This window comes from uncultured Sphaerotilus sp., assembly GCF_963924895.1.
Taxonomy (GTDB): Bacteria; Pseudomonadota; Gammaproteobacteria; order Burkholderiales; family Burkholderiaceae_C; genus Sphaerotilus.
The window spans coordinates 1-23,401 of record NZ_CAWURG010000034.1; the positions used below are offsets into that span (position 1 = coordinate 1).

Here is a 23,401-nt window from a genome sequence, read left to right on the forward strand (position 1 = left end):
CTTCAAGGCACGCTTCAAGACGAAGTTCAACGCGGACGTGCAGATCTACGCGCCGTACGTGTACGACGCGCTGAACGTGATGGTGGCGGCGATGGAGAAGGCGGGTTCGAGCGAGCCGGCGAAGTACCTGCCGGTGCTGGCCAAGACGTCGGGCTACAAGGGCGTGACGGGCAACATCAGCTTCGACGAGAAGGGCGACGTGAAGAACGGCGCGCTGACGATGTTCACCTACAAGGGTGGCAACCGCGAGCAGATCGCCGTCGTGCGCTGATCGGTATTCACTTTTCCAGGAAGTACTGCTATAGTTGCTGTCTTTCCGGAGAGGTGGATGAGCGGTTTAAGTCGCACGCCTGGAAAGCGTGTGTGGGTTAATCCCCACCGCGGGTTCGAATCCCGCCCTCTCCGCCAAGATATATAGCCTGAGCCGTCAGGCGACTGGAAAGCCTCGCAGATCTGATCTGGCGGGGCTTTTTTTTGGCTGTATCTGGTTCGCCAGATCGAGTAATGCCGACGGGCGATGTTCTGGAAATAAAAAAGGCGCCTTTCGGCGCCTTTTTTGAGGAATCTGACCTGTATTGATCAGAAGCGGTGGTCAGCGATTGCTTTCCTTGACGATGTACCAGTCCGAACCGCGGCGCTTCCAGGTCAAGGTCTTCTGGCTCTTGTCGTTGAAGTCCTTGGACGAATAGTGCTGTTCGAACTTGGTTTCCACCGTGTCCGGCGTGACGGTGCGGCGCTGGACGTTGGCGATCTTCAACTCGACCGCGCCATCCTTCTTGAGCAGCTTGGTGCGGTTGGCGAACCAGACTGCGCGGGGCACACCGGTCGGCTGGAACTTCGGATCGTAGAAGCTCAGGTAGCGGGTCACATCCTTGGAGGTCCATGCGCCGACCCAATCCAGCAGGCGCTGGGACACGGGCGTGGCGCCAGCATCGCCCGTCGGGGCCGGCACTGCGGCGGAACGGGACGCCGGCAGTGCACCCATGGTCGGATTCGCGGCTGCGGCGACCGGAGCCAGCGTCGCCGTCTGCTGTCGTGCGCGGGCATCCAGATCCGCCTTCGGCGTCACGGCCAGATCTGTTGCGCTGATCGGGCAGCGGGCTGCTGCGTCGTCACCGGCTTGCCAGTAGCGGCCTTCCGCAATGTCGTCACCATTGGTGCCGGCACGCGTCAGACCCAGAGCGGCGACCAGACTGCTTGCCGCGGCATGCGTGCGTGCCTTGGCGATGACCAGATCCAGCTCGGCATTGGTATAGGCGCGGCGGGCGCCGTACAACTCGTTTTCCGAATTCAGCAGGTCCAGCAGGGTGCGCTGACCGATGTCGAATTGCTGACGGTAGGCATCACGCACCTTTTCGCTGGACAGGACGTGCCGGTCCAGGTAATTCAGCTGCTCGGTCAGCTTCTGCACATCGTGGTAGGCGATGGCGGCTGTCTGGCGCGCATCCCGGCAGGCCTTGTCGCGGGTATCGGCGGCCTGGTTGAGCAGGTTGGCGGCCTGGCGCACGCGGGCCTTGTCTGAGCCGCCGTTGTACAGATTCCAGTTCAGGGCCAGACCGGCCGTGGTGTCGCGCTTCTGGTCCAGCACGCCGTCCAGGTTGTTGCCGGCAGCGGCGCGAACCCGTGCTTCCACGCGGGGTTGGTAAAGGTTGCCTTCCTTCTCTCGCGATTGGGCTTGGGCGGCACGGAGATTTTCGACCGCTGCGGCAATGCTGGCGCTGCGTTTGGAGGTCAGCTCCAGCAGGGCCGTCGACGAGGTGGGCATCCCCTTTTCCAGTCCTGCCGCGGTTGGCATGTCCACGGGCGGGAGGGCGCCGACGATGCGCCGGTAGCGCTCCGTCACGTCGTGCAGGTTGGAGGTTTCGGTGGAGAGATTGGACTCTGCCAGCGCGAGGCGCGCAGCCGCCTGTTCCAGATCGACGCCACGGCCGACACCGGCCCGCACGCGGGACTGGCTCTGCTCCGTCACGTGGCGGTGCTGCACGTAGTTGTCTTCGGCAAGCTTGACCAGACGGCGCGCACGCTGGACGTCTGCATAGGCACGCACGCTTTCCTGGGCCGTCTGCTCGCTGGCGTCGATGAACTCGAAGTAGCGGACCAGGCGGGCATGGCCGAGCCGATCGACCTGGTTCATGGTCGCAAAACCATCCCAGAGCAATTGCGTGGCCGACAGCGCGACGCCCGTGCTGTTCATCGTCTGGCTGGTCGAGCCGATGCGATCCCGGGTCCGGTTGGCTTCCGCATTCAGGTCCACGCGCGGGTAGTACGCGCCGCGGGCCACATCGACCTCATCGACCGAAGCCCGGAACGCATTGAGTTTCGCGGTCACTTCGGGGTTGGTGGAAATCGCGCGTTGCACCGTGTCCTTGAGCGGGTCGGTCGATTGCGCAAACGCAACCTGACATGCCAAGGCGATCAGGCCGACGACGAGAGGAGAGGCTGCCTTATTCATTGTTTCATTGATCCTTGCGCTGGCCTTCGGAATAGACACATCCACCGTCACAACGATTGTGATCACGTCTGATTGTCACTCCCGAGAGGCCCATGGATGAAGGGTGTACTTCCGACGGCTATTTTGCTGTCTCGCCCGCGGATACCTTCAGCTGAGTATTCCACACCGCGGATGGCGCGTCCAAGTCATCTGCGTATTAAATCGCGCCCAGATGTGCCTACCGTCGCGATTCTTGAAGGAAGGCTACGGTTTTGCCCACATCGTGCCGACAACGTCACCATGCGTGCTGTTGTGCCTGTGTCACGGTCTGTAACGACCCCCCCTAGCAAGGTGGGGGTCTGGTCACGCGTCTGGCGGTTGGTCTTCGTGCGAAGTTGGCTTTCAGCGGGCCAGGGACGCGCCTGGGTGCTGGCGCTGTCCGGGTTGTTCTTCGTCCCCGAGGTGCTGGCATGGGAGGCTGATCGTCTGTTGCAACTGGCCACGCGACACGGTGGCCAGACCCTCCAGTTGACGCAGTCCCTGGTCGAGATGATCCACCAGGTCTCGCGTCAGGACGACGACACCCGCCTGCAGATCGTCAACCAGTTTTTCAACCGGCGCCTGCTGTTCCGCGAAGACATCGAGACGTGGGGCCAGATCGATTTCTGGGCCAGCCCGCTCGAATTCCTCGAAAAAGGGCAGGGGGATTGCGAGGACTACGCGATCGGCAAGTATTTCTCGCTCATCGCTTCGGGTGTGCCGCCGACGCGCCTGCGTCTGGTCTACGTCAAGGCCATCTTTGGCGGCCAGGCGTCCCTGCAGCAGGCGCACATGGTGCTCGCGTACTACCCGAGTTCCGGCGCGGATCCGCTCATCCTGGACAACCTGATCGGTGACATCCGCCCAGCGTCCAAGCGTCCGGACCTCATTCCGGTGTTCAGTTTCAACTCCGAGGGTCTCTGGCAAGGGACCCAGGGCCCGGGGGCCGGTGACGCTGTGGCGCGCCTGTCCCGGTGGCGCGAAGTGCTGGTCAAAGCAAGAGATCAGGGGTTCCTGTGAACAAATCTAAAAAGGAGTCGGCATGTCGCTGATTCGACAAATCTGGATATTGATCGTCGCCACGATCCTGCTGTCCTGCGCGGGCAGCGTGCTCGTGTCGGTCTGGACCGCCCGAAATTCGCTGGAAACCCAGCTGTCGGTGAAAAACAATGACAACGCCCAGTCGCTGGCCCTGTCCCTGTCGCACCAGGGAGACGATCCGGCGCTGCTCGGAATCGCGATATCTGCGCAGTTTGATACTGGACATTACCAGTCGATCATTTTGAGAGCCCCGGACGGTACAACACGGTATTCCCGCGTCTCAGGCGAGGTGCAGAGCCCGGCTCCTGCGTGGTTTATCCGCATCGTGCCGATTCGGCCCACGTCGGGTCTGGGGCAGGTGCTCAACGGCTGGACGCAGATCGGCACGCTGGAAGTCGTCAGCCAGTCGGCGTACGCCTACGCCGGGCTCTGGTCTGCCTGCGTCAGCATCACGCTGTGGACCTTTGCCATCGGGCTCGTGGCTGCAACGCTGGGGCATCTCGCGGTGCGGCGCCTGCGTCGCCAGCTCGACGAGGTGGTGCAGCAGGCCGATGCGCTGACCCAGCGCCGCTTCGTGCGGGTGAAGGAGCCCCACACGCCGGAACTGCGCCGCGTGGCGCGCGCCATGAACCAGATGGTCAGCCGGATCAACCAGATCTTCTCCGAGCAGGCCGAGCAGGTGGACCAGCTGCGTGTGCAGGCGAGCTGTGATCCGCTGACCGGCATTTCCCACCGGCGCCATTTCCTGGCCAGTTTCGAGGCCCACCTCGGGCGCGAGGACTCGTCGGCGTCGGCGCAGCTGGTGCTGGTGCGCGTGCGGCGTCTGGCGGACATCAACCGTTCGCTCGGACACCAGCGCACCGACCAGATGCTGCGCTCCATCGCCCACGCACTGGGCGAGCCGAACCGGAATGGCGCTGCGGTCACCTGCTACGGGCGACTCAACGGCGCGGACTTCGCTGTCGTGTATCCGGATGCCAACGAGCGTGACGACCAGGCCATTGAACTGCTCGAACGGCTGCGCCAGTGCCTGAACGATCTCCCGGGTGTCGCGGTGGTGGTGTCGTCGATTGGCTGCCAGATCGGCACGCCGATGAACGAGCTGCTGGCCAAGGCCGACATGGGGCTGGCGGACGCCGAGGCCAAGGGCGACTTCTCCTACGTCGCCAACGGCCTGGAGCCGGCCCCGATACAGGGCGGTGAAGACACCTGGCGCCGTGCCTTGCAGGCGACGCTGCTGGCCGCGCGGGTCCAGCTGATGCAGTTCCCCGTGAGCGACCGGATGGGCGATCTGGTGCACATGGAGTGCCCGATGCGCCTGCAACTGGAGGAGAACGGCCCCTTCGAGCCGGCGGCGCGCTGGCTGCCGTTCGCGCTGCGCACGGGCCTGAGCTGTGACGTGGACATGGCCGCCGTCGCGCTGGCCGTCACCGCGATCGCGTCCGACGGCAAGCCGCGTGGCGTGAACCTGTCGCCGCAGTCGCTGGCGCATCCGCAGTTCCTGCCGCGTCTGCGCGAGCGGATCGTGGCCGCCGGTGCCTCGGCGCGGAATCTGTGGGTCGAGGTGGACGAGTCCGCGCTGGAGCGCCATCCCGAAGCGCTGATTGAGCTGTGCCGGCAACTGCGCCCGCATGGTGTGCACCTGGGCCTGGAGCATGCGGGCGACCGCCTGTCCTCGATCGGCCTGCTGCTGGAGCCGGGCCTCGACTACGTGAAGATCTCGTCGAGCTGGGCGAGCGGTGTCCGGCATGACACGGCCCGCCGCAGCTGGCTGCGCAGCTCGGTGGCGATGCTGCACGGCGTAGGCCTGAAGGTGTTTGTCGAAGGTGTGCAGGACGCCGAGGACCTGCCGGAGCTGTGGGCCTGCGGCGTGGATGGCGTGACCGGGCCGGCCGTGAAGTGAAGTGAGCTGAACCTGCAGGAAAGCAAGAAGCCGCCCCGGCGAACAGCCGGGGCGGCTTCTTGTCTTGTCTCGCGGAGGCCGCCGGGAGGGCGGCCCGGCGGTCACGCGTTCATCAAGGATCGACGATCAGTTTGCCCTGCGTGAGCATCTTGCTGATGATGTCGAGATCGGTTGCCGTGTTGTCCAGTCCCAGCGAGGCCCGCAGGTCGACACCCGCCAGCACGATGGCCTGGTCTTCCGCGGCCGCGCTGTAGGTGCCGCCGGTGAAGGCGCCGTTCGAGCTGACGTGGATGGTGGTGGTCGCCGTGCTGCCGCTGCCGGAGAAGCTGAACTCCAGGTAGTTCTCCAGCGTGCTGGTCTTCTCGCCGGCGAGCAGGTCGCGCAGATCGATGATGTCGCCGCCGGCCGAGGGTAGCCGGGTGTCGAAGTCGGTGATCGTGTCGACCGAGGGTGTGCCGAGGGCGCCGCTGTCGCCGAGCGACCAAGCGAACACGTCGGATCCCAGGCCACCCGTCAGTACATCGACACCCATGCCACCAAGGAGTTTGTCGTTCCCATCGCCGCCCGACAGGGTGTCGTTGCCGGCCAAGCCCCCCAGGGTGTCATGACCAAGGCCACCGAAGATGGATTCAGAGCGGGCGGCGTCACCGATGTAGGTGGTACCGACAGAGGTTGACGTGCCAACTTGGACCACTACTTCGCCGGTCTGTGTGTCTCCGTAGGGCGTGCGGTTGGCAGAGTCAATGTCCGATAGGGTGTAGGTCATGCGCTCGATGCGGTCACTTGCCATTGCGGTCGGCACGCGGTACTCAAAGGTGCCTTCGTCGAGATCAACGATGAAGCGGCTGCCTGCGACTTTGCCATCACTAAGCGTTGCGCCTGATGTGCCGACTATCAGAACTTTCGTGGACGTGTCGAAGGTGTAAACCCCCGAGCCTCCAGTCACCGAGATGAGGTTGGTGCGTGAATCCGCCCAAAGGTAAGTCACCCCATTCACAGTCACCGAGCGGATGTAACCACCATCTGCGCCTACCATGCCACCTGCACCGATGGCTCCGCCAGCAGTGAGATCGCCAGATGGAATAGGTACTGTCTGTTGCAGTACGGCAGACAGATTCGCAGGATCAGCAACGACTTCCGCGCTGGTGGGGCTGCCACCGCTGCGACCATCCCATGCGATAGGTTGGAGAGCTGACAGACCTACGTCATTGCTTATGCCAATAGCATACGCACGCATCTCATGGCTGTTGAGGAACGTTCGCCATTCGTTCCTCTCAAGGTCATTCATGCCAAACGCCGTCTCATTGGGGTTGCCGTCGGAGATGAAATAGGCGACGTTCTGGCCCGACGGAAATTTTCCTGGAGTCTCAAACGCAGTCTTGGTTAGCGCGATGGCTGGATCATAGTTAGTGCGGCCACCTGCGATCAGGCCATCTATCAGGGGGGGGATGTCGCTTGGCAGCATCCATCCGCTCCCGAGTGCCTCTGCTGTGTCGGAGAAAACCACCAGTCGTATCGCCACGTCACCAAATTCGTCGTAGCTCGCGATCAGATTCTTGATGGCCTGTCGCGCATTGCTCAAGCGGACTCCATCCATCGAACCCGAGATGTCCAGCGTGATGATCAGGTTGGTGTCCTGCAGTCGCACAGCCCTGACTTGGGAGGATACCGCTACTGGCGAGTCGTCCTCGACGTTGACACTGATCTGGCTGGTCGCAGTGGCGCCTCCGCTATCGACCACGTTCACACCTAGATTTAGCGTGAGGATGTCCTCACCCGTGCCGCTGTGAGAGACCGAACGAAGCAGCGTAACGGTGTACGTGCCGTTGTTGTTGATTGTCGCGTCCAGCACTGGCGTGCCATTGCCACCGTCGATTTTACCGATGAGGTGATTCGTACCAATTCCAGTCCAGGAATCGACCAACTTGCCCTGCGAGGACAAGTCTGTGGGTGCGCTTGCCCAGGTGACTGTGAACGCCGCGCTGTCGGGATCGGTAATCGACAGCGTGTTGGTGGCGGTAGTGCTGTTTGTCGTGTCGGTAGGACTGCCAGCACTGTCTGCGATGCCCCCTGTCAGCCCCTCCTCTGACACAGTAACTTGGCTTGCACCGATGATCGGCGCGTCGTTGACCGGGTTGATGGTCAGTGTCAGCGTGCCGTTCACCGGGTTGGCGCCGTCGGTGACGGTGTAGCCGATGACCGGCACCGCGCCGTCGTAGTTCGGTTCCGGCGTGAAGGTGTAGACGCCGGTCGGCGCGACCGTGATGGTGCCGACGCCGGGGATGGTGGCCGTCGTGCCGGGCGCGTAGGGCGTGCCGCCGACGCTGAAACCGGCGACGGTCAGCGGGTCGCCATTGGCATCGGTGTCGTTGGCCAGCACCGAACCGGTGATCGGCGTGTCTTCATCGCCTCGGCCGGTATCGGGGTTGGCGATCGGAGCGACGTCGTCGTCGGCGATGTTGCCGGTGCCCGTTGCGGTGGGCGACAGCGTGGCGCCAGCGGTGGTGGTGGCCGTCAGCGTGAAGGCTTCCGAGGGCTCGATGGCCTTGTCGTTGTTCAGCGGCGTGCGCACCAGCAGCGTGGTGATGCCGGCGGCGAACGTGGCCGTGGTGGCGTCCGCCCAGGTGGCGCCGCCATCGGTCGAGACCTGCAGGTTGTTGCTGCCGGTGCTGCCGTAGTCGACGCCGGCGCCCTTGGCCGTGCCATCAGCCAGCGCCAGCGACACCGTGGTCGCCACCGCCGACGGGTTGCCCAGCGTCAGCGTGAAGACCACGTGCGCGCCGGTGAGGTTTTCCACCACGGTCGGGCTGTCGATCGCCAGGCGCGGCGTGTCGTTGTCCAGCGGCGTGCCGGGCGGGGTGTCTGGCGACAGGGGTCCACCCGTGCCATCGTCCTTGATGGTGCCCAGGCCGATGCCGTCGGCGATCGTGGCATTGGTCGGTGCGGACAGGTTGATCGTGAACGTTTCGGAGCCTTCGAAAACGCTGTCGTCCAGGATCGGCACCGTGATCGTCTTGCTGGTCTCGCCCGGCGCGAAGGTCAGGGTGCCGCTGACGGCGGTGTAGTCCAGACCGGCGCCGGCCTTGGCCGTGCCGTCTGCGCTGGCGAAGTCCACCGTCACCGCCATCTTGGCGGGATTGGTGAGCGTCACCGTGAAGATCGCCGACCTGGAGGCTTCGTTGACGACCACATCGTTGATGGCGATGGCCGGCTTGTCGTTGTCCAGCGGCGTGCCCGGAGGCGTGTCAGGCGACAGGGGTCCTCCCGTGCCGTCGTCCACGATGGTGCCGATGCCGGTGCCGTCCTTCGTGGCATCCACGCCTGCGCCCGGGGCGTTCACCGTGGCATTGGTCGGATCGGTCAGCACGATCTGGAAGGTCTCCGCACCTTCGTAGACCGTGTCGTTCTTCAGTGGGACGCTGATGGTCTTGGTCAGCTCGCCCGGGGCGAAAGTCAGCGCGCCCAGCACGGCGTCGTAGTCGAAGCCGGCTTCCGCGCTGCCGTTGACGCTGCTGTACTTGACGGTGACGGGCAGGTCCGACGGGTTGGACAGCGTGACGGTGAAGACGGCGGACTTCGACGCCTCGTTGACCAGCACATCGTTGATGGTGACCAGCGGGCGGTCGTCGTCCGGTGTGACGCCAGGAGGCACGGTGCCGGTGCCATCGTCCTTGATGGTGCCCAGACCGGTCGGGTCGGTGATCAGCGCGTTGCTGCTGGGGTTGGCCAGGTTGACGGTGAAGGTTTCGCTGCCTTCGTAGACGGCGTCGTTGAGGATCAGGACCGTGATCGACTTGCTCGTCTCGCCCGGCGCGAAGGTCACGGTGCCGGTGGTCGCGGTGTAGTCCTTGCCGGCCTTGGCGGTGCCGTCGGCGGTGGCGTAGTCGATGGTGATCGGCGTGGTGGCGGTGCCGGCCAGCGTCACGGTGAAGGTGGCGGTGCCGGCCGCTTCGTTGACGACCACATCGTTGATGGTCGCGTGCGGGCGGTCGTCGGTCGGGGTGACGCCGGGCGGGACGGTGCCGGTGCCGTCGTCCTTGATGGTGCCCAGGCCCAGCGGGTCGGCGATGACGGCGTTGGGGCTCGGGCTGGCGAGTTGGATCGTGAAGGTCTCGGGGCCTTCGTAGACCAGATCGTCGGTGATGGGGACGGAGATGGTCTTGCTCAGCTCACCCGGGGCGAAGGTCAGCGTGCCGGAGACCGCGCCGTAGTCGCGGCCGCTGGTGGCGCTGCCATCCGCGCTGCTGTAGCGCACCGTCACCTCGGTCGAGGCCGGGCTGGACAGCGTGACGGTGAATGTGGCGATGCCGGTGGCTTCGTTGACGGTCTGGTCGTCGATGCGCAGTGCGGGCAGGTCGAGCAGGGTGGCCGTGCCGGTGGCGCTGGCATTGGAGGTGCCGCCCGCCGGCGCCACGGTGGTGGCGCTGAGCGTGAAGGTCTCGCCGTTGTCGTCGAGCGTGTCGGCGATCAGCGGCGTGCGCACCAGCACGCTGGTCTTGCCCGCGGCAAAGGTGGCCTGGGTGGCGTCGGTCCAGGTCAGGCCGTTGTCGGTGGAGACCTGCAGATTGCCGGTGCCTGCGCTGCCGTAGTCCACGCCGCCGCCCTTGGCGGTGCCATCGGCCAGCGCCAGCGCGACCGAGGTGGCCAGGCCGGAGGCCTTGTCCAGCGTCACGTTGAAGACCGCAAAGCCGGAGGTCTCGGGCAGGTTCAGGTCGGTGACGGCGAGCTTGGGGGCGTCCTTGTTGGCGCCGCCGTCGAGCAGTCTATCGTCGACGATGTCGGTGACCACGCTGGCGTGGGCGGGGTCGATGGCCGTGCCGGACGGCGTAAGGAGCTGGATGGTGAAGGCTTCCCGGCCCTCCAGCACGTCGTCGTTGAGGATCGGCACCAGGACTGTCTTGGTGATCTCGCCCGGGGCGAAGTTCAGCACCAGAGGAAGAGGATCCACGGCGGTGTAGTCGCTGCCGGCCTTGGCGACACCGTCGACCGTCTGGACCTTGACGCTCACCGGGACGGTCGCCGCGTGGTTCAGCGAGACGGTGTAGGCGGCATTGCCGATGGCTTCATCGACCGCCGCGGGGCCGGCGATCGACACCAGCGGCGCATCCTCGATGGTGCCGGTGCCGTACATCGGCGCGGTGTCGGCCGGTGCCTTGACATCCAGGAAGACGGTTTCGCTGGTTTCCGGGTTCGAGTCGAACACCGTCGGCACGCGCACGACGAGCGTGTCGGTGCCCGGCGGCACGGTGACCTTGCCGTCCGTGACCGGGACGAAGGTCAGGCCGCCGTCGAAGGACACTTCCATCGGGCCGGTGTCGGTGCCCACCGTGCCGCTGTCGGAGCGCGGCACCAGTTCGAGCACCGTCGGCGTGGTGGAGGTGTTGGTCAGCGTGATGGTGAAGTCCAGCGGCTGGCCTTCCTGGGCGACCGGGCTGGAGACGGTGCGGACGTGCGGCCGGTCATCGTCCGGCGTGACGCCGGGTGGCACGGTGCCGGTGCCGTCGTCGAGGATGGTGGCCTGGCCGATCGGGTTGGGCAGGCCGGCGTTGACCGGGTCGCTCAGCTGGAGGCTGAAGGTCTCGGGGCCTTCGTAGACGCTGTCGTTGATGATCGGAACGGTGACGGTCTTGCTCGTTTCACCGGGCGCGAAGGTGAGCATCTCCGTCACCGGGGGGGTGTAGTCGGTACCGCGTGTGGCCGTGCCGTCCACGGTGGTATAGCGCACCGTGACGGTGTCCTTGGAGGGCTCGGACAGCGTGATCGTGAACGTGACCTGACCGGCTCCTTCATTGACAGCGACCGGCGCGATCGGCAGGAAGAAGGGCAGCGCGTCGACGATGGTCGCCACGCCGGTGGGCTGCGTGAGGTTGACATCCCCCGACACCAGCGTGGCCGTCAGCGAGAAGGTCTCGTTGGGTTCGTAGGTGGCGTCGTTGGTGATGGGCGTGCGCACCAGCACCGTCGTGGCGCCGGCCGGAATCGTCACCGTGGTGGCATCGACCCAGGTCTGGCCGTTGTCGAGCGAGACCTGCAGGTTGTTCGTCCCGGTGGAGCCGTAATCGACACCGCCGCCGGTGGCCGTGCCGTCGTTCAGGGTCAGGTTGAAGGTGGTGGGCGTGGTGGAGGCCCGGGTGAGCTGCACCGTGAAGACGGCGTGGCCGGCGTCTTCGTCCACGGTCACCGGACCCACGCCCATTTCCGGCAGCGCGGCGGCGCCGGCCTGCGCATTCGCCGACGGTCCGGGCGGTGCGTAGGGATCACCGGAAATGGTGCTGAAGTCGAAGCCGTTCGGGCTGACGATCTCGATGACGCGGGTGGCGCGTTCACCGTCGCCGAGCGAGCCGGGCTCGCCGCCCGACAGGCCGGTACCCGTAGGCTCCAGCCCGTCGCGGTCCACCGGCACCCGGGCCAGACGGTCGCCTTCAACCTCCAGCTGCACGATGCCGTTCTGCGACGTCAGGATCACATAGCCCTTGCGGACCATCTCGCCGACCTTCAGTTCGCGCACGGTGCCGTCCGGTGTGCGCACGACTGCATCCCCCCAGATGCCCACGACCATGCCTTCCGGCAGGCGGGCCGGCACATAGTTCGGATCCAGCGTCAGGCGCTGCAGGCTCTGCAGCAGTCCGGCCTTGCCGGAGAGCAGGGCTGATTTCAGGGTCGTAGCTTGGATGGCAGCCATGGGGGATCTTTCAGTTCGACGAGGCGATCTCGCCAGAATAGAGCAAACCGGGTTTCGCTAACGCATCGAATGCGCCAATAAACGTGATTTGATTCACTCGGGAGTGCATTCGGGCAAGGATAGCGAAGCCGGTGCGGTACCAGTGTTGCGCACAAGAAAAAGCCCCTCATTCGAGGGGCTCGGGGCGTTCAAGGTGCGGAAATTCGTGTCAACGTTCACGCAAAGCGTAGGCCTTGGCTTTCAGGACCGGCTTGAGCAGATACGACAGCACGGTCTTCTTGCCGGTCAGGATGTCCACTTCGGCCGTCATGCCCGGGATGATGGGCTGGTTCTCGCTGAAGCGCGGCTGCGCGGTGCGGACCTTGACGATGTAGAAGGCATTGCCCTTTTCGTCGACCTGGGTGTCCGGGCTGATGTTCTCGACCTTGGCCTCCAGGCCACCGTAGATCGAGAAGTCGTAGGCCGTGAACTTGACCGTGGCGGTCTGGTTCGGGTGCAGGAAAGCGATGTCCTTCGGTTGCACCTTGGCTTCGAGCACCAGCGCATCGTCGACCGGCACGATCTCGACAATGTCCTTGCCCGGCTGCACCACGCCGCCCACCGTGTTGGCCAGCAGGCGCTGCACGCGGCCACGCACCGGCGACCGGACGCTGGACTTGTCCACCTTGTCCACCAGCGCGGCCGCGCCCTGGTTCATGGCGTTGAGCTTGCCGAGCACGTCCGAGAGATCGCGCCGCGCCTCGTTGCGGAAGGTGAGTTCCATCTCCTGCGCCTTGCGCCGCGATTCGCCGATCGCCGCCTGTGCACGGCCCATGCTGGCGGCGGCCTGCTCCATCTCGCCGCGGTAGCGGCTGATCTCGCGCTCCAGGCGCAGCACCTCGACCTCGGACACCGCGCCCGTGGCCAGCAGCGGCTTGGTGCGGCGCAGCTCGTTCTGGGAAATCTCGATCGAGCGCTGGGCGGACGAGCGCCGCGCCTGCGCCTCGGAGACCTCCTGCTGGCGCTGCGCCCCTTGCTGCTGCACGACCGAGAGCATCGACTGCAACTCGGACACCCGCGACAGGTAGAGGTTGCGCTCCTCCGCGATGATCCGGTCCTCGTCGGGGCCGCCATTGCCCGGCGGCGGCTTGAAGGCGCCGCCCTCGGCCAGCGACTTCAGCCGGGCTTCCTTGACCTTGAGCGCGAAGACGGTGGCCGCACTCTCGTTGACGCCCGAGGTGGCGCGGGTTTCGTCGACCTTGAGCAGCAGCTGGCCGGCCTCGACCTCCTGGCCTTCCTTGACCAGGATCTCGGACACCACGCCGCCATCGAGCGACTGCACCACCTGCAGCTGGCGCGAGGGGATGACGCGACCGTCACCCTTGGTCACCTCGTCGATCTCGGCAAAGGCGGCCCAGACGATCAGCAACACCACGATGACCACCGCGGCGCGCACGATCTGCTGCGCCCGGGCCGTCTTCTGGCTGGACATGATGTCTTCGGCTTCGTGTTCGAAGTCGCGCAGGCCTTGCGGCCCGGCGCCATCGGCCACGGTCTTGCCGAACAGGCCGCGGGCGAGGGCGCCCAGGCGGTCGGACCAGTGGCTGGCGGCGTCCGGAACGGTCGCGGCGTCCTGCCGTGCGTTGGGGGTGTTGGTGCTCATGCAGCCCTCGCGATGCGGCCCGCTTGCAGGGCTTCCAGAATGCGGTCGCGCGGACCGTCGGCGACGACCTTGCCCTGGTCGACCACGATGACGCGGTCCACCAGTGCCAGCATCGAGGTGCGGTGCGTGACCAGCACGACCGTCTTGCCCTGGGCGAACTCGGTGACCTTGCGGGTGACCTGCGCCTCGGTGGAGAAGTCCATCGCGCTGGTCGGCTCGTCCAGCAGCAGCAGCGGCGCGTTGTGCAGCACGGCGCGTGCGAGTCCCACGCTCTGGCGCTGACCGCCCGAGAGCAGCTCGCCGCGTTCGCCCACCGGCATGTCGAAGCCGCGCGGGTGGCGGTTGACGAACTCGGTCATGCAGGCGGTCTCGGCGGCGGCCAGCACGGCGGTCTCGTCGGCGTAGGGCAGGCCCATCGTGATGTTCTCGCGCAGCGAGCCGTAGAACAGCGTCACGTCCTGCGAGACGTAGCCGAGGTTGCGGCGCACGTCGGCCGGATCCAGCTGGCGCAGGTCGATGCCGTCGAGCAGCACTGCGCCCGAGGTCGGCTGGTAGAGGCCGAGCATCAGCTTCTGCAGCGTCGTCTTGCCCGAGCCGACACGGCCGATCAGCGCCACGCGCTCACCCTGCTGGATGCGGAAACTGATGCCGTCCAGCACCGGATCATCCCGGCCGGGGTAGGCGAACTTGATGTCGCGGAACTCGATGTCGCCCTTCAGTTCGCGCCGGTGCAGGAAGTTCTGGCCGGCCTCGCGCTCGACCGGATTCGCCATCACCTTGTTCAGCGACTCCAGCGCGGTGCGTGCGCCTTGGTACTGCATCAGCAGGCCGACGATCTGGCCGGCCGGCGCCAGCGCCCGCGAACTCAGCGTGGTGCAGGCGATCAGCGCACCCATGGTCAGCTCGCGCTGCGAGATCAGGTAGACGCCGATCAGCACGATGCTGAGGTTGACGACCTGGGCCAGCCAGTTGGTGCCGTAGCTGGCGGTGCTGGACAGCGCCCGCATCCGGACATTGGTCTGGGCGAGGAACTGGTTGGCGCGTTCCCAGCGGGCCTGGATGACACTCTCGGCGGCCTGGGTCTTGATGGTCTCGATGCCGGTCAGCGCTTCGACCAGCGTCGCATTGCGCTGGGCACTGGCCTGGTAGGTCGACTCGGAGAGTTCGTGCAGGCGCTGCTGCAGCACATAGCCGATCGCCAGGATCAGCACGAAGGCCAGCAGCACCGGCAGCACCATCCACGGCGAGATCCACGCCATCACGCCGAGGAAGATCAGCGCGAAGGGCAGGTCGATCAGCGCGGTCACCGTGCTCGACGCAATGAAGTCGCGCACCGACTCGAAGCCGCGCAGGTTCGATGCGAAGGAGCCGACCGACTGCGGCCGGTGCTCCAGGCGCATGCCGAGCACCCGCTCCATCAGCACCGAGGACAGCTGCACGTCGATCCGCGCGCTTGCCTCGTCGACGAAGTGGCTGCGCAGCTTGCGCATGTAGAAGTCCGCCAGCAGCACCAGCATCAGCCCGAACGCCAGCACCCAGAGCGTCTCGATCGCGTGGTTGGGCACCACCCGGTCGTAGACGTTCATCGTGAAGATCGGGAAGGCCAGCGCGAACAGGTTGATCAGGAAGGCCGCCCACAGCACGTCGCGGTAGACCAGCCGCTGGCTCGCGATGGCGCTCCAGAACCAGTGGCCCTTGTTGGTGGCGCGGACTTCGGGCGTGCGCTCGTCGAAGCGGAAATGCGGACGCACGTAGAGCACGACACCGCTGTAGCGCCGCGCCAGGTCCTTGCGCGCCATGACGACCGCGCCCTGGCCGGTCTCGGGCATCAGCACGCGTGCGTCGCCCTCGGCGGTCCAGCCCAGCAGCACGCAGGCATCGTTGCCGCGCAGGATCAGCACGGCGGGCAGGGTGGCGGCGTCGATCTTGTTCGGCTTGACGCGCTGCAGCTTGCTGAACATGCCGGCGCGCTGCGCGGCGCGCTCGGCCAGTCCCAGCGTGAGGCGGCCATCCTGCAGCGGCAGGCCCGCCGACAGCGAGGCCCGCGACGCGTTGACACCGTGCAGGCGGCAGACTTCGAGCAGGCAGTCCAGCAGCGGGTCTGGATTGAGCAGGTCCTCGCGCAGGCGCTCCGTGGCCGCATCGCGGGCGGCGGGGGCCGGTCTGGCGGGGGCGGCCGCCACGGAGGCAGGCGCCGGCTGGGGCGCTCCGGGGGCGCCGGGTCGAGGCAGGTTCATGGTGTGGTCGGTAGACGCTGAGGTGCTCAGCCGATATCGGCGCAGTGCAGGCCGAATTGACCGCGCGCGCGGTCCTCGAAATAGCGTTCCAGCGTCACCCGCACGGTGCGGAACGCCAGGTCGTGCCAGGGGATGTCCTGCTGGCGGAACAGCCGGGCCTCGATGGTCTCAGGGCCCGGATCGAACACCGTGTCCAGCAGCGCGGCACGGTAGAACACATGCACCTGCCCGACCTTGACGACGTTCAGGACCGAGAACAGTCCGTCGAGTTCGATGTGGGCGCCGGCCTCCTCGACGGTTTCGCGCACCGCGCCTTCAGCGAGGGTTTCACCGAGTTCCATGAAGCCGGCGGGCAGGGTCCAGTAGCCATGCCGGGGCTCGATGTTGCGGCGGCACAGCAGGACCTGATCCTCCCAGTAGGGAACCGTTCCCACCACGTTGAGCGGGTTTTCGTAGTGGATCGTGGCGCAGACCGTGCAGGTGGCACGCTCTCGATTGTCGTCGGCGGGGATCTGGTAGCGGACCTGAGACCCGCACTCCCGGCAGTGCTTGATACGTCGCGGCAGTAGCATCCCGGCAGTGTATCGCCTGCTTCGCATGGCATGATCTGAAACAAACCGCACGAACAAAGAGGAGCCATCCACCATGGAGCTTTACAGCTATTTCCGTTCGTCTGCCTCATTTCGGGTGCGCATTGCGCTGGCGCTGAAGGCGCTGCCGTATGCGTACCGGACGGTGCATCTGGTGCGCAACGAGCAGACCGGGCCGGAGTACGCGGCCGTGTCGCCGCAGCGTCTGGTGCCGCTGCTGAAGGACGGCGAGGCCACGCTCACGCAGTCGATGGCGATCATCGAGTACCTCGACGAGGTCTATCCCGAGCCTCCGCTGATGCCCGCCGATCCGCTCGGACGCGCGCGGGTGCGTTCGCTGTCCCAGGACATCGCCTGCGAGATCCACCCACTCGACAACCTGCGGGTGCTGCGCTATCTGGTGAAGGAACTCGGCGCCAGCGAGGACGCCAAGAACGCCTGGTACCGGCACTGGGTCGAAGTCGGGCTGGAGGTGGTGGAGCGCCAGCTCTGCGACCAGCCCGAGACCGGCACGTTCTGCCATGGCGACACGCCGACGATGGCCGACTGCCTGCTGGTGCCGCAGATCTTCAATGCCCAGCGCTTCGACTGCCGCCTGGACCATGTCCCCACGGTCATGCGCATCTTCGAGAACTGCATGCAGCTGCCGGCCTTCCAGGCGGCGCAACCTTCGTCCTGCCCGGATGCCGATGCCTGAGCGTCTCGACGAACGCGCACCGGACGACTGGTGGCGGCCGCCGTTCTCCCACCCCCGCGTCGGTGCGGTGATGACGGCACGCTCCGGCGGCGTCAGCCAGCCGCCATTCGATGCCTTCAACCTGCGGGATGGCCTGGGCGACGACCCCGCGGCGGTCGCGACGAACCGGGCCAGCTTGCAGGAACTGGTCGGTCGGCCGACGCGGCTGCTGTCGCAGGTGCACGGCGTGGCGGTGCACCTGCTGGAGTCGATGGCCGAACCGCCCGCCACACCCCCGGTGGCGGATGCGGTCGTGACTGCATCGTCGGCCATCGCCTGTGAAATCCAGGTGGCCGATTGCCTGCCGGTGCTGTTCGCGCATGTCGGCGGGCGCGCTGTGGGGGCCGCGCACGCCGGCTGGCGTGGGCTGGCCGGCGGGGTGCTGGAGGCCACGCTGGCGCATGTCTGTGTGCTCGCAGATGCACCGGCCAGCGAGATCGAATGCTGGCTCGGCCCGTGCATCGGGCCGACGCGCTTCGAGGTCGGGGCCGATGTGCTGCTGGCCTTTGGCGCCTCGCCCGAGCGGCCGGGCGCGTGTTTCCAGCCCGGCCAGCCGGGCAAGTGGCTGGCCGATCTGCCGGCGCTGGCCCGCCAGCGTCTGGCGGCGGCCGGGGTGCAGTGGATGGCCGGCAACAACGGCGCGCCAGAATGGTGCACGCTCAGTGATCCGCAGCGCTATTTCTCCTACCGGCACGCACCGCGCACGGGACGCATGGCGGCGCTGGTCTGGCTGCGCTGAACCGCTGAACGATCGATCTGGCGATCAAGCCGGCGGCGGTCCCTCCGATCCGCCTTCGGCGGCGGTGTTGGCGTCTTCCGCTGCGGCCGATTCAGCGGCCTGCCGCGCCTTGCGGCGCATGGGCGTGCCGAGCAGGTACATCACCAGCGCGAGCGGGCCGATGCCGTAGATCAGCAGCGTGAATACCGCGCCGAGTATGGTTCCGTGGGGATTCGTGGCTTCAGCCAGCGCCATCATCAACGTGACATAAAGCCACGCAATTGCGACCAAGTACATGGGGATTTCCCGTTATCTGTTGCAACGCAGTTAGCAAGGTGGCTGTATGGATGCGGCATGCATAATGCCCTCGAATGCAGTATTCCATGCACCGGAGGAGATGAATGAACCCGTTTGGCAAGTCCATGTTCACTGCACCCGAGCTGGGGCAGGATGTCGCCGGTCTGTTCAAGACCCTGTCGCAACTGCAGATCCCGCAGGCCGATCTGTCCCGCATCCAGGCGGAATATCTGCGCAGCGCCAGCGAGCTGTGGAACAGCAGTCTGAGCGCCGGCGGAAAGGTGACCCTGCCCAAGGACCGCCGGTTTTCCGCCCCGGAATGGAGCGAAAACCCGCTGGCCGGCTTCGCGGCGGCCACCTACCTGCTCAACGCCCGCACCTTGATGGAGCTGTCCGAAGCCGTGCAGGGGGACGAGAAGACCCGTGCCCGCATCCGCTTCGCCGTGCAGCAATGGGTGGACGCTGCGGCGCCCTCCAATTTCCTCGCGCTCAATCCCGAGGCCTTGAAAAAGGCGGTCGAGACCAAGGGCGAAAGCCTGACGCAGGGCATGAACCACCTGCTGGTGGACCTGAAGCAGGGCCATGTGTCGCAGACCGACGAGTCGCTGTTCGAGGTGGGCCGCAATGTGGCCACCACCGAAGGCGCCGTGGTGTTCGAGAACGAGCTGTTCCAGCTGATCGAATACAAGCCGCTGACGGCGCAGGTGTACGAGAAGCCGATGCTGTTCGTGCCGCCGTGCATCAACAAGTTCTACATCCTCGATCTGCAGCCCGACAACTCGGTCATCCGCTACACCGTCGAACAGGGCCACCGCCTGTTCGTCGTGAGCTGGCGCAATCCGACCGATGACATGGCGGCCACGACCTGGGACGACTACATCGAGAACGCGGTCCTCAAGGCGATCAGCGTCACGCAGGAAATCACCGGCGCCGAGACGCTGGACATGCTGGGCTTCTGCGTCGGCGGCACCATCCTGTCCACCGCACTGGCCGTGCTGGCTGCCCGCGGTGAGCACCCCGCGGCGAGCCTCACGCTGCTGACCACGCTGCTCGATTTCAGCAGCACCGGCATCCTGGACATCTTCGTCGACGAAGGCTCCGTGCGCCTGCGCGAGATGACGATCGGGCCGGACGCGCCGCAAGGCCCCGGCATGCTCAAGGGCAAGGAACTGGCGAGCACCTTCAGCTTCCTGCGCCCGAATGATCTGGTCTGGAATTACGTCGTCGGCAACTACCTGAAGGGCGAGACGCCGCCGCCGTTCGACCTGCTGTACTGGAACTCCGACAGCACCAACCTGCCCGGCGCGATGTACTGCTGGTACCTGCGCCATACCTATCTGCAGGACCAGCTGAAGGTGCCCGGTGCGCTGACGGTGTGTGGCGAGAAGGTCGACCTCGGTGCGATCAAGGCGCCGGTCTACCTCTATGCGTCGCGCGAAGACCACATCGTCCCCTGGGACTCGGCCTACATGAGCACGCGGATCTTCAAGAGTCCGTACCGCTTCGTGCTGGGGGCCTCCGGTCACATCGCCGGCGTGGTCAATCCGCCCGCCAAGAAGAAGCGCAACTTCTGGACCAACGAGACTGCAGCTGCATCGGCCGACGCATGGCTCGACACCGCGACCAGCCACCCGGGCAGCTGGTGGACCGACTGGTCCGAGTGGCTGGCCGGCTACGCGGGCAAGAAGAAGGCCGCGCCCAAGTCCTTCGGCAGCCGCAAGTACAAGGCGATCGAGCCGGCACCGGGTCGGTACGTGAAAGCCAAAGTGTGAATGTCAGTTCGGCGACAGTCTGAGATAGAGTGTCGGTGTCCCTGGACGCTGGAACCGACTTCTATTTTGTATTTGGAGAATTGAATGACTGACATCGTCATTGTCGCGGCCGCGCGTACCGCCGTTGGCAAATTTGGCGGAAGCCTGTCGAAGACCCCCGCACCGGAACTCGGTGCCACCGTGGTGCGCGCGCTGCTGCAGCGCTCGGGCCTGTCGGGCGAGCAGATCGGCGAGCTGATCTTCGGCCAGGTGCTGACGGCCGGCTCCGGCCAGAACCCCGCCCGCCAGACCGTCATCAAGTCGGGTCTGCCGCAAGGCGTGCCGGCCATGACCATCAACAAGGTCTGCGGCTCTGGCCTGAAGGCCGTGATGCTGGGGGCACAGGCCATCCGCGACGGCGACAGCGAGATCGTCATCGCTGGCGGCCAGGAAAACATGAGCATGAGCCCGCACGTGCTGGCCGGCTCGCGCGAAGGCCAGCGCATGGGCGACTGGAAGATGGTCGACTCGATGATCGTCGACGGCCTGTGGGACGTGTACAACCAGTACCACATGGGCACGACGGCCGAGAACATTGCCAGGAAGTACGGCGTGACCCGCGAGATGCAGGACGCGCTGGCGCTGGGCTCGCAGCAGAAGGCCGCGGCCGCGCAGGAATCGGGCAAGTTCAAGGACGAGATCGCCGCCGTGTCGATCCCGCAGCGCAAGGGCGATCCGGTCGTCTTTGACAGCGACGAGTTCATCAACCGCCGGTCCACGGCCGAAGCACTGGCCGGTTTGCGCCCTGCGTTCGACAAGGCGGGCAGTGTCACCGCGGGCAATGCCTCCGGTCTGAATGACGGTGCTGCGGGTGTCGTGCTGATGTCGGCGGCCAAGGCGGCGGCCCTCGGCCTGACCCCGCTGGCCCGCATCGCCAGCTATGCCAGCGCCGGTCTGGATCCGGCGTTCATGGGCATGGGCCCGGTGCCTGCCGCACGCAAGGCGCTGCAGCGCGCGGGCTGGTCGCCGGCCGACCTGGACCTGCTGGAAATCAACGAAGCCTTCGCCGCGCAAGCCTGCGCAGTGCACCAGGAAATGGGCTGGGACACCAGCAAGGTCAACGTCAACGGTGGCGCCATCGCCATCGGTCACCCGATCGGTGCGTCCGGCTGCCGGATTCTCGTCACGCTGCTGCACGAGATGCAGCGCCGCGACGCCAAGAAGGGCATCGCCTCGCTGTGCATCGGCGGCGGCATGGGTGTGGCGCTCACGGTCGAGCGCTGAGTTTTCGCAGTTCACAGTTCACAGTTCCCAGTTAGCAGGGGCCGAACTCGGGCCTGAAGCCTGTCCATCGGGGACAGGCTCGAATCAGAAGGAGAGACAACATGACTCAGAAAGTTGCTTACGTCACTGGCGGCATGGGTGGCATCGGAACGTCCATCTGCCGTCGCCTGCACAAGGAAGGCTTCAAGGTCATCGCCGGCTGTGGCCCGACCCGTGATGCCCAGAAGTGGCTGGATGAGCAGGCTGCAGCCGGCTACACCTTCTACGCCTCGGTGGGCAATGTGGCGAGCTGGGACTCGACCGTCGAGGCCTTCGAGCGTGCCAAGGCCGAGCACGGCATCATCGACGTGCTGGTCAACAACGCCGGCATCACCAAGGACCGCATGTTCCTGAAGATGACGCGCGACGACTGGGACGCCGTCATCGACACCAACCTGAACAGCATGTTCAACGTCACCAAGCAAGTGGTGGCGGACATGGTCGCCCAGGGCTGGGGCCGGATCATCCAGATCAGCTCGGTCAATGGCGAAAAGGGCCAGTCGGGCCAGACCAACTACTCTGCGGCGAAGGCCGGCATGCACGGCTTCACGATGGCCCTGGCCCAGGAAATGGCCAGCAAGGGTGTCACGGTCAACACCGTCAGCCCGGGCTACATCGGCACCGACATGGTCCGCGCGATCAAGCCGGAAGTGCTGGAAAAGATCGTCGCCACCATCCCGGTGAAGCGCCTGGGCACGCCGGAAGAAATCGGCTCCATCGTCGCCTGGCTGGCGGGCGAGGATTCGGGTTTCACGACCGGTGCGGACTTCAGCTGCAACGGCGGCCTGCACATGGGCTGATCGGCGCACGGCCGCGTGTCGGCCGACTTCGTCGATTCGAAAACCGGGCTTGCCCGGTTTTTTTCATTGCACGGCGATCAGTGCGTCCAGCGCTGCGCACACCTCGCGCATGCTGCCGCTGATGCGCACGCGCTGGTGGTCTTGCGGGTCGATGCGCAGGTGGACACCGTCGGGCTCAGCGGGTGGACGGGCGGTCCGGATCTGCGCCGTGTCGACCGTGTCCGCGGGGGCGATCGCCTGCAGGTCCTCCAGCACGATGTCGATGGCCGCGGACGCTGTGGGGCAGGGCCGACCGAGCGTGGCGCGCGGCGGCTGGTTCATGAACAGCACCATCCCGCTGCCGGGGCGGTTGCCTGCACCAGGACGCCGGATGGACATCTCGCGCGACGGTGGCAGCGTCGTGCGCAGGATGTGGCCGGGGATCGACTCGTGCTGCGCTGCACGTCGCTGAAGCAACTGGGCAAACAGTGGATGCATGAAGGACCTCCTGGAGGTCGGCGGATCGGGCGCATGCCAGATCTATCGACCAGCGTTGGGTTGACTTGACCCGGACGAAGCGACAAGCCCCGGGGTTCAGCCCGCGGTCGAGCGTCCAAGCCGTTCCGGCTTGTCAACCGATATGTATGGAAATACAGTTGCCGGATGGAAGCCGTGAAGACCCTCAAGCTGCGCATCAAGGACAAGCACGCCGCCGTGCTGTCTGCGATGGCGCGCGAGGTGAATCAGGTGTGGAACTACTGCAACGAGACGAGTTCGCGGGCGATCCGGGAGCGGCGCGAGTTCTTCAGCGGGTTCGACCTGCAGAGGCTCACGGCGGGGTACTCGAAGTGCGAAGCGTGTAGGTGGGCAGCGCGACGGTTCAGCTGGTGTGCGAGGAATACGCCACCCGGCGCAAGCAGTTCAAGAAGTCGAGGCTGAACTGGCGGGTGTCGAACGCGAAGTCGGCGAAGTATTCGCTGGGCTGGATTCCGTTCAAGGCGGGCGGCGCGAAGTACAAGGCCGGGCAGATCGCGTTCCTCGGGCACAGGTTTGGTTTGTGGGACAGCCACGGGCTGAACCGCTTCGATCTACGCGCCGGCGCGTTCTCGCAGGACGCGCGCGGCCGGTGGTACCTGAACGTGTGCGTCAAGGTGGACGTGCCGAAGTCGGCGGGTACCGGGTCGGTCGGCATCGACCTCGGCCTGAAGACCGCGGCGACGTGCTCGGACGGC

14 protein-coding genes, 1 tRNA gene and 2 pseudogenes are annotated in these 23,401 nt (G+C 65.8%); 10 read left to right on the plus strand and 7 right to left on the minus strand.

Annotated elements, in window-relative coordinates:
- Positions 1–271, plus strand: a pseudogene (locus AABN02_RS12855) (branched-chain amino acid ABC transporter substrate-binding protein); the annotation flags it as partial.
- Positions 272–318: 47 nt separating this feature from the next.
- A tRNA-Ser gene (locus AABN02_RS12860) sits at positions 319–408 on the plus strand.
- Between the two features lie 184 nt (positions 409–592).
- On the opposite strand, the gene AABN02_RS12865 is transcribed toward AABN02_RS12860, so the two are convergent.
- Entirely contained in the window at positions 593–2,518 is a 1,926-nt protein-coding gene (locus AABN02_RS12865; RefSeq protein ID WP_338415327.1) for a TolC family outer membrane protein, read from the minus strand.
- 300 nt (positions 2,519–2,818) lie between these two features.
- Here AABN02_RS12865 and AABN02_RS12870 point away from each other — a divergent pair, with 300 nt between their 5' ends.
- Together AABN02_RS12870 and AABN02_RS12875 are read left to right on the plus strand one after the other, a co-directional pair.
- On the plus strand, positions 2,819–3,490 hold the full coding sequence (locus tag AABN02_RS12870) for a transglutaminase-like cysteine peptidase (protein WP_338415328.1): 672 nt from the start codon (positions 2,819–2,821) through the stop codon (positions 3,488–3,490).
- 22 nt (positions 3,491–3,512) lie between these two features.
- Entirely contained in the window at positions 3,513–5,414 is a 1,902-nt protein-coding gene (locus tag AABN02_RS12875) for an EAL domain-containing protein (protein ID WP_338415329.1), read from the plus strand.
- 112 nt (positions 5,415–5,526) lie between these two features.
- Here AABN02_RS12875 and AABN02_RS12880 read toward each other — a convergent pair whose 3' ends face one another.
- The 4 genes from AABN02_RS12880 to AABN02_RS12895 all read right to left on the minus strand — a co-directional run bounded on the left by AABN02_RS12880 (position 5,527) and on the right by AABN02_RS12895 (position 16,547).
- Positions 5,527–12,096, minus strand: a complete 6,570-nt coding sequence (locus AABN02_RS12880; protein ID WP_338415330.1) for a Calx-beta domain-containing protein — start codon at positions 12,094–12,096, stop codon at positions 5,527–5,529.
- A gap of 208 nt (positions 12,097–12,304) precedes the next feature.
- Positions 12,305–13,738: an HlyD family type I secretion periplasmic adaptor subunit gene (locus AABN02_RS12885; RefSeq protein WP_338415331.1), complete on the minus strand. Its 1,434-nt coding sequence runs from the start codon at positions 13,736–13,738 to the stop codon at positions 12,305–12,307.
- The gene (locus AABN02_RS12890; RefSeq protein ID WP_338415332.1) at positions 13,735–15,975 is read right to left on the minus strand and encodes a type I secretion system permease/ATPase; all 2,241 of its coding nucleotides are present in this window, start codon (positions 15,973–15,975) and stop codon (positions 13,735–13,737) included. Before AABN02_RS12890 ends, AABN02_RS12885 begins: the two co-directional genes overlap by 4 nt.
- 26 nt (positions 15,976–16,001) lie before the next feature.
- Positions 16,002–16,547, minus strand: a complete 546-nt coding sequence (locus AABN02_RS12895) for an NUDIX hydrolase (RefSeq protein WP_338415333.1) — start codon at positions 16,545–16,547, stop codon at positions 16,002–16,004.
- 73 nt (positions 16,548–16,620) lie between these two features.
- Here AABN02_RS12895 and maiA point away from each other — a divergent pair, with 73 nt between their 5' ends.
- The gene (maiA, locus tag AABN02_RS12900; RefSeq protein WP_338415334.1) at positions 16,621–17,262 is read left to right on the plus strand and encodes a maleylacetoacetate isomerase; all 642 of its coding nucleotides are present in this window, start codon (positions 16,621–16,623) and stop codon (positions 17,260–17,262) included.
- Positions 17,255–18,040, plus strand: a complete 786-nt coding sequence (gene pgeF / locus AABN02_RS12905; protein WP_338415335.1) for a peptidoglycan editing factor PgeF — start codon at positions 17,255–17,257, stop codon at positions 18,038–18,040. The genes maiA and pgeF overlap by 8 nt, the downstream gene beginning before the upstream one ends.
- A 24-nt stretch (positions 18,041–18,064) precedes the next feature.
- Here the strand turns inward: pgeF and AABN02_RS12910 are convergent, their stop codons facing one another.
- A complete protein-coding gene (locus AABN02_RS12910) occupies positions 18,065–18,316 on the minus strand; it encodes a hypothetical protein (RefSeq protein WP_338415336.1) in 252 nt (83 codons plus the stop codon).
- A gap of 125 nt (positions 18,317–18,441) precedes the next feature.
- Between AABN02_RS12910 and phaC the strand changes: the two genes are divergently transcribed.
- The 3 genes from phaC to phbB all read left to right on the plus strand — a co-directional run bounded on the left by phaC (position 18,442) and on the right by phbB (position 22,190).
- Complete coding sequence (phaC, locus tag AABN02_RS12915; protein ID WP_338415340.1) at positions 18,442–20,088, plus strand: class I poly(R)-hydroxyalkanoic acid synthase; 1,647 nt, start codon at positions 18,442–18,444, stop codon at positions 20,086–20,088.
- 84 nt (positions 20,089–20,172) lie between these two features.
- Positions 20,173–21,351 carry an acetyl-CoA C-acetyltransferase gene (locus tag AABN02_RS12920; RefSeq protein ID WP_338415337.1) on the plus strand — a complete coding sequence of 393 codons (1,179 nt, stop codon included), beginning with the start codon at positions 20,173–20,175 and terminating at the stop codon, positions 21,349–21,351.
- A gap of 101 nt (positions 21,352–21,452) precedes the next feature.
- Positions 21,453–22,190 carry an acetoacetyl-CoA reductase gene (gene phbB, locus AABN02_RS12925; protein ID WP_338415338.1) on the plus strand — a complete coding sequence of 246 codons (738 nt, stop codon included), beginning with the start codon at positions 21,453–21,455 and terminating at the stop codon, positions 22,188–22,190.
- Between the two features lie 63 nt (positions 22,191–22,253).
- Here phbB and AABN02_RS12930 read toward each other — a convergent pair whose 3' ends face one another.
- A complete protein-coding gene (locus AABN02_RS12930) occupies positions 22,254–22,667 on the minus strand; it encodes a hypothetical protein (RefSeq protein ID WP_338415339.1) in 414 nt (137 codons plus the stop codon).
- A gap of 365 nt (positions 22,668–23,032) precedes the next feature.
- Here AABN02_RS12930 and AABN02_RS12935 point away from each other — a divergent pair.
- Positions 23,033–23,401 (plus strand): annotated as a pseudogene (locus tag AABN02_RS12935) (transposase); the annotation flags it as partial.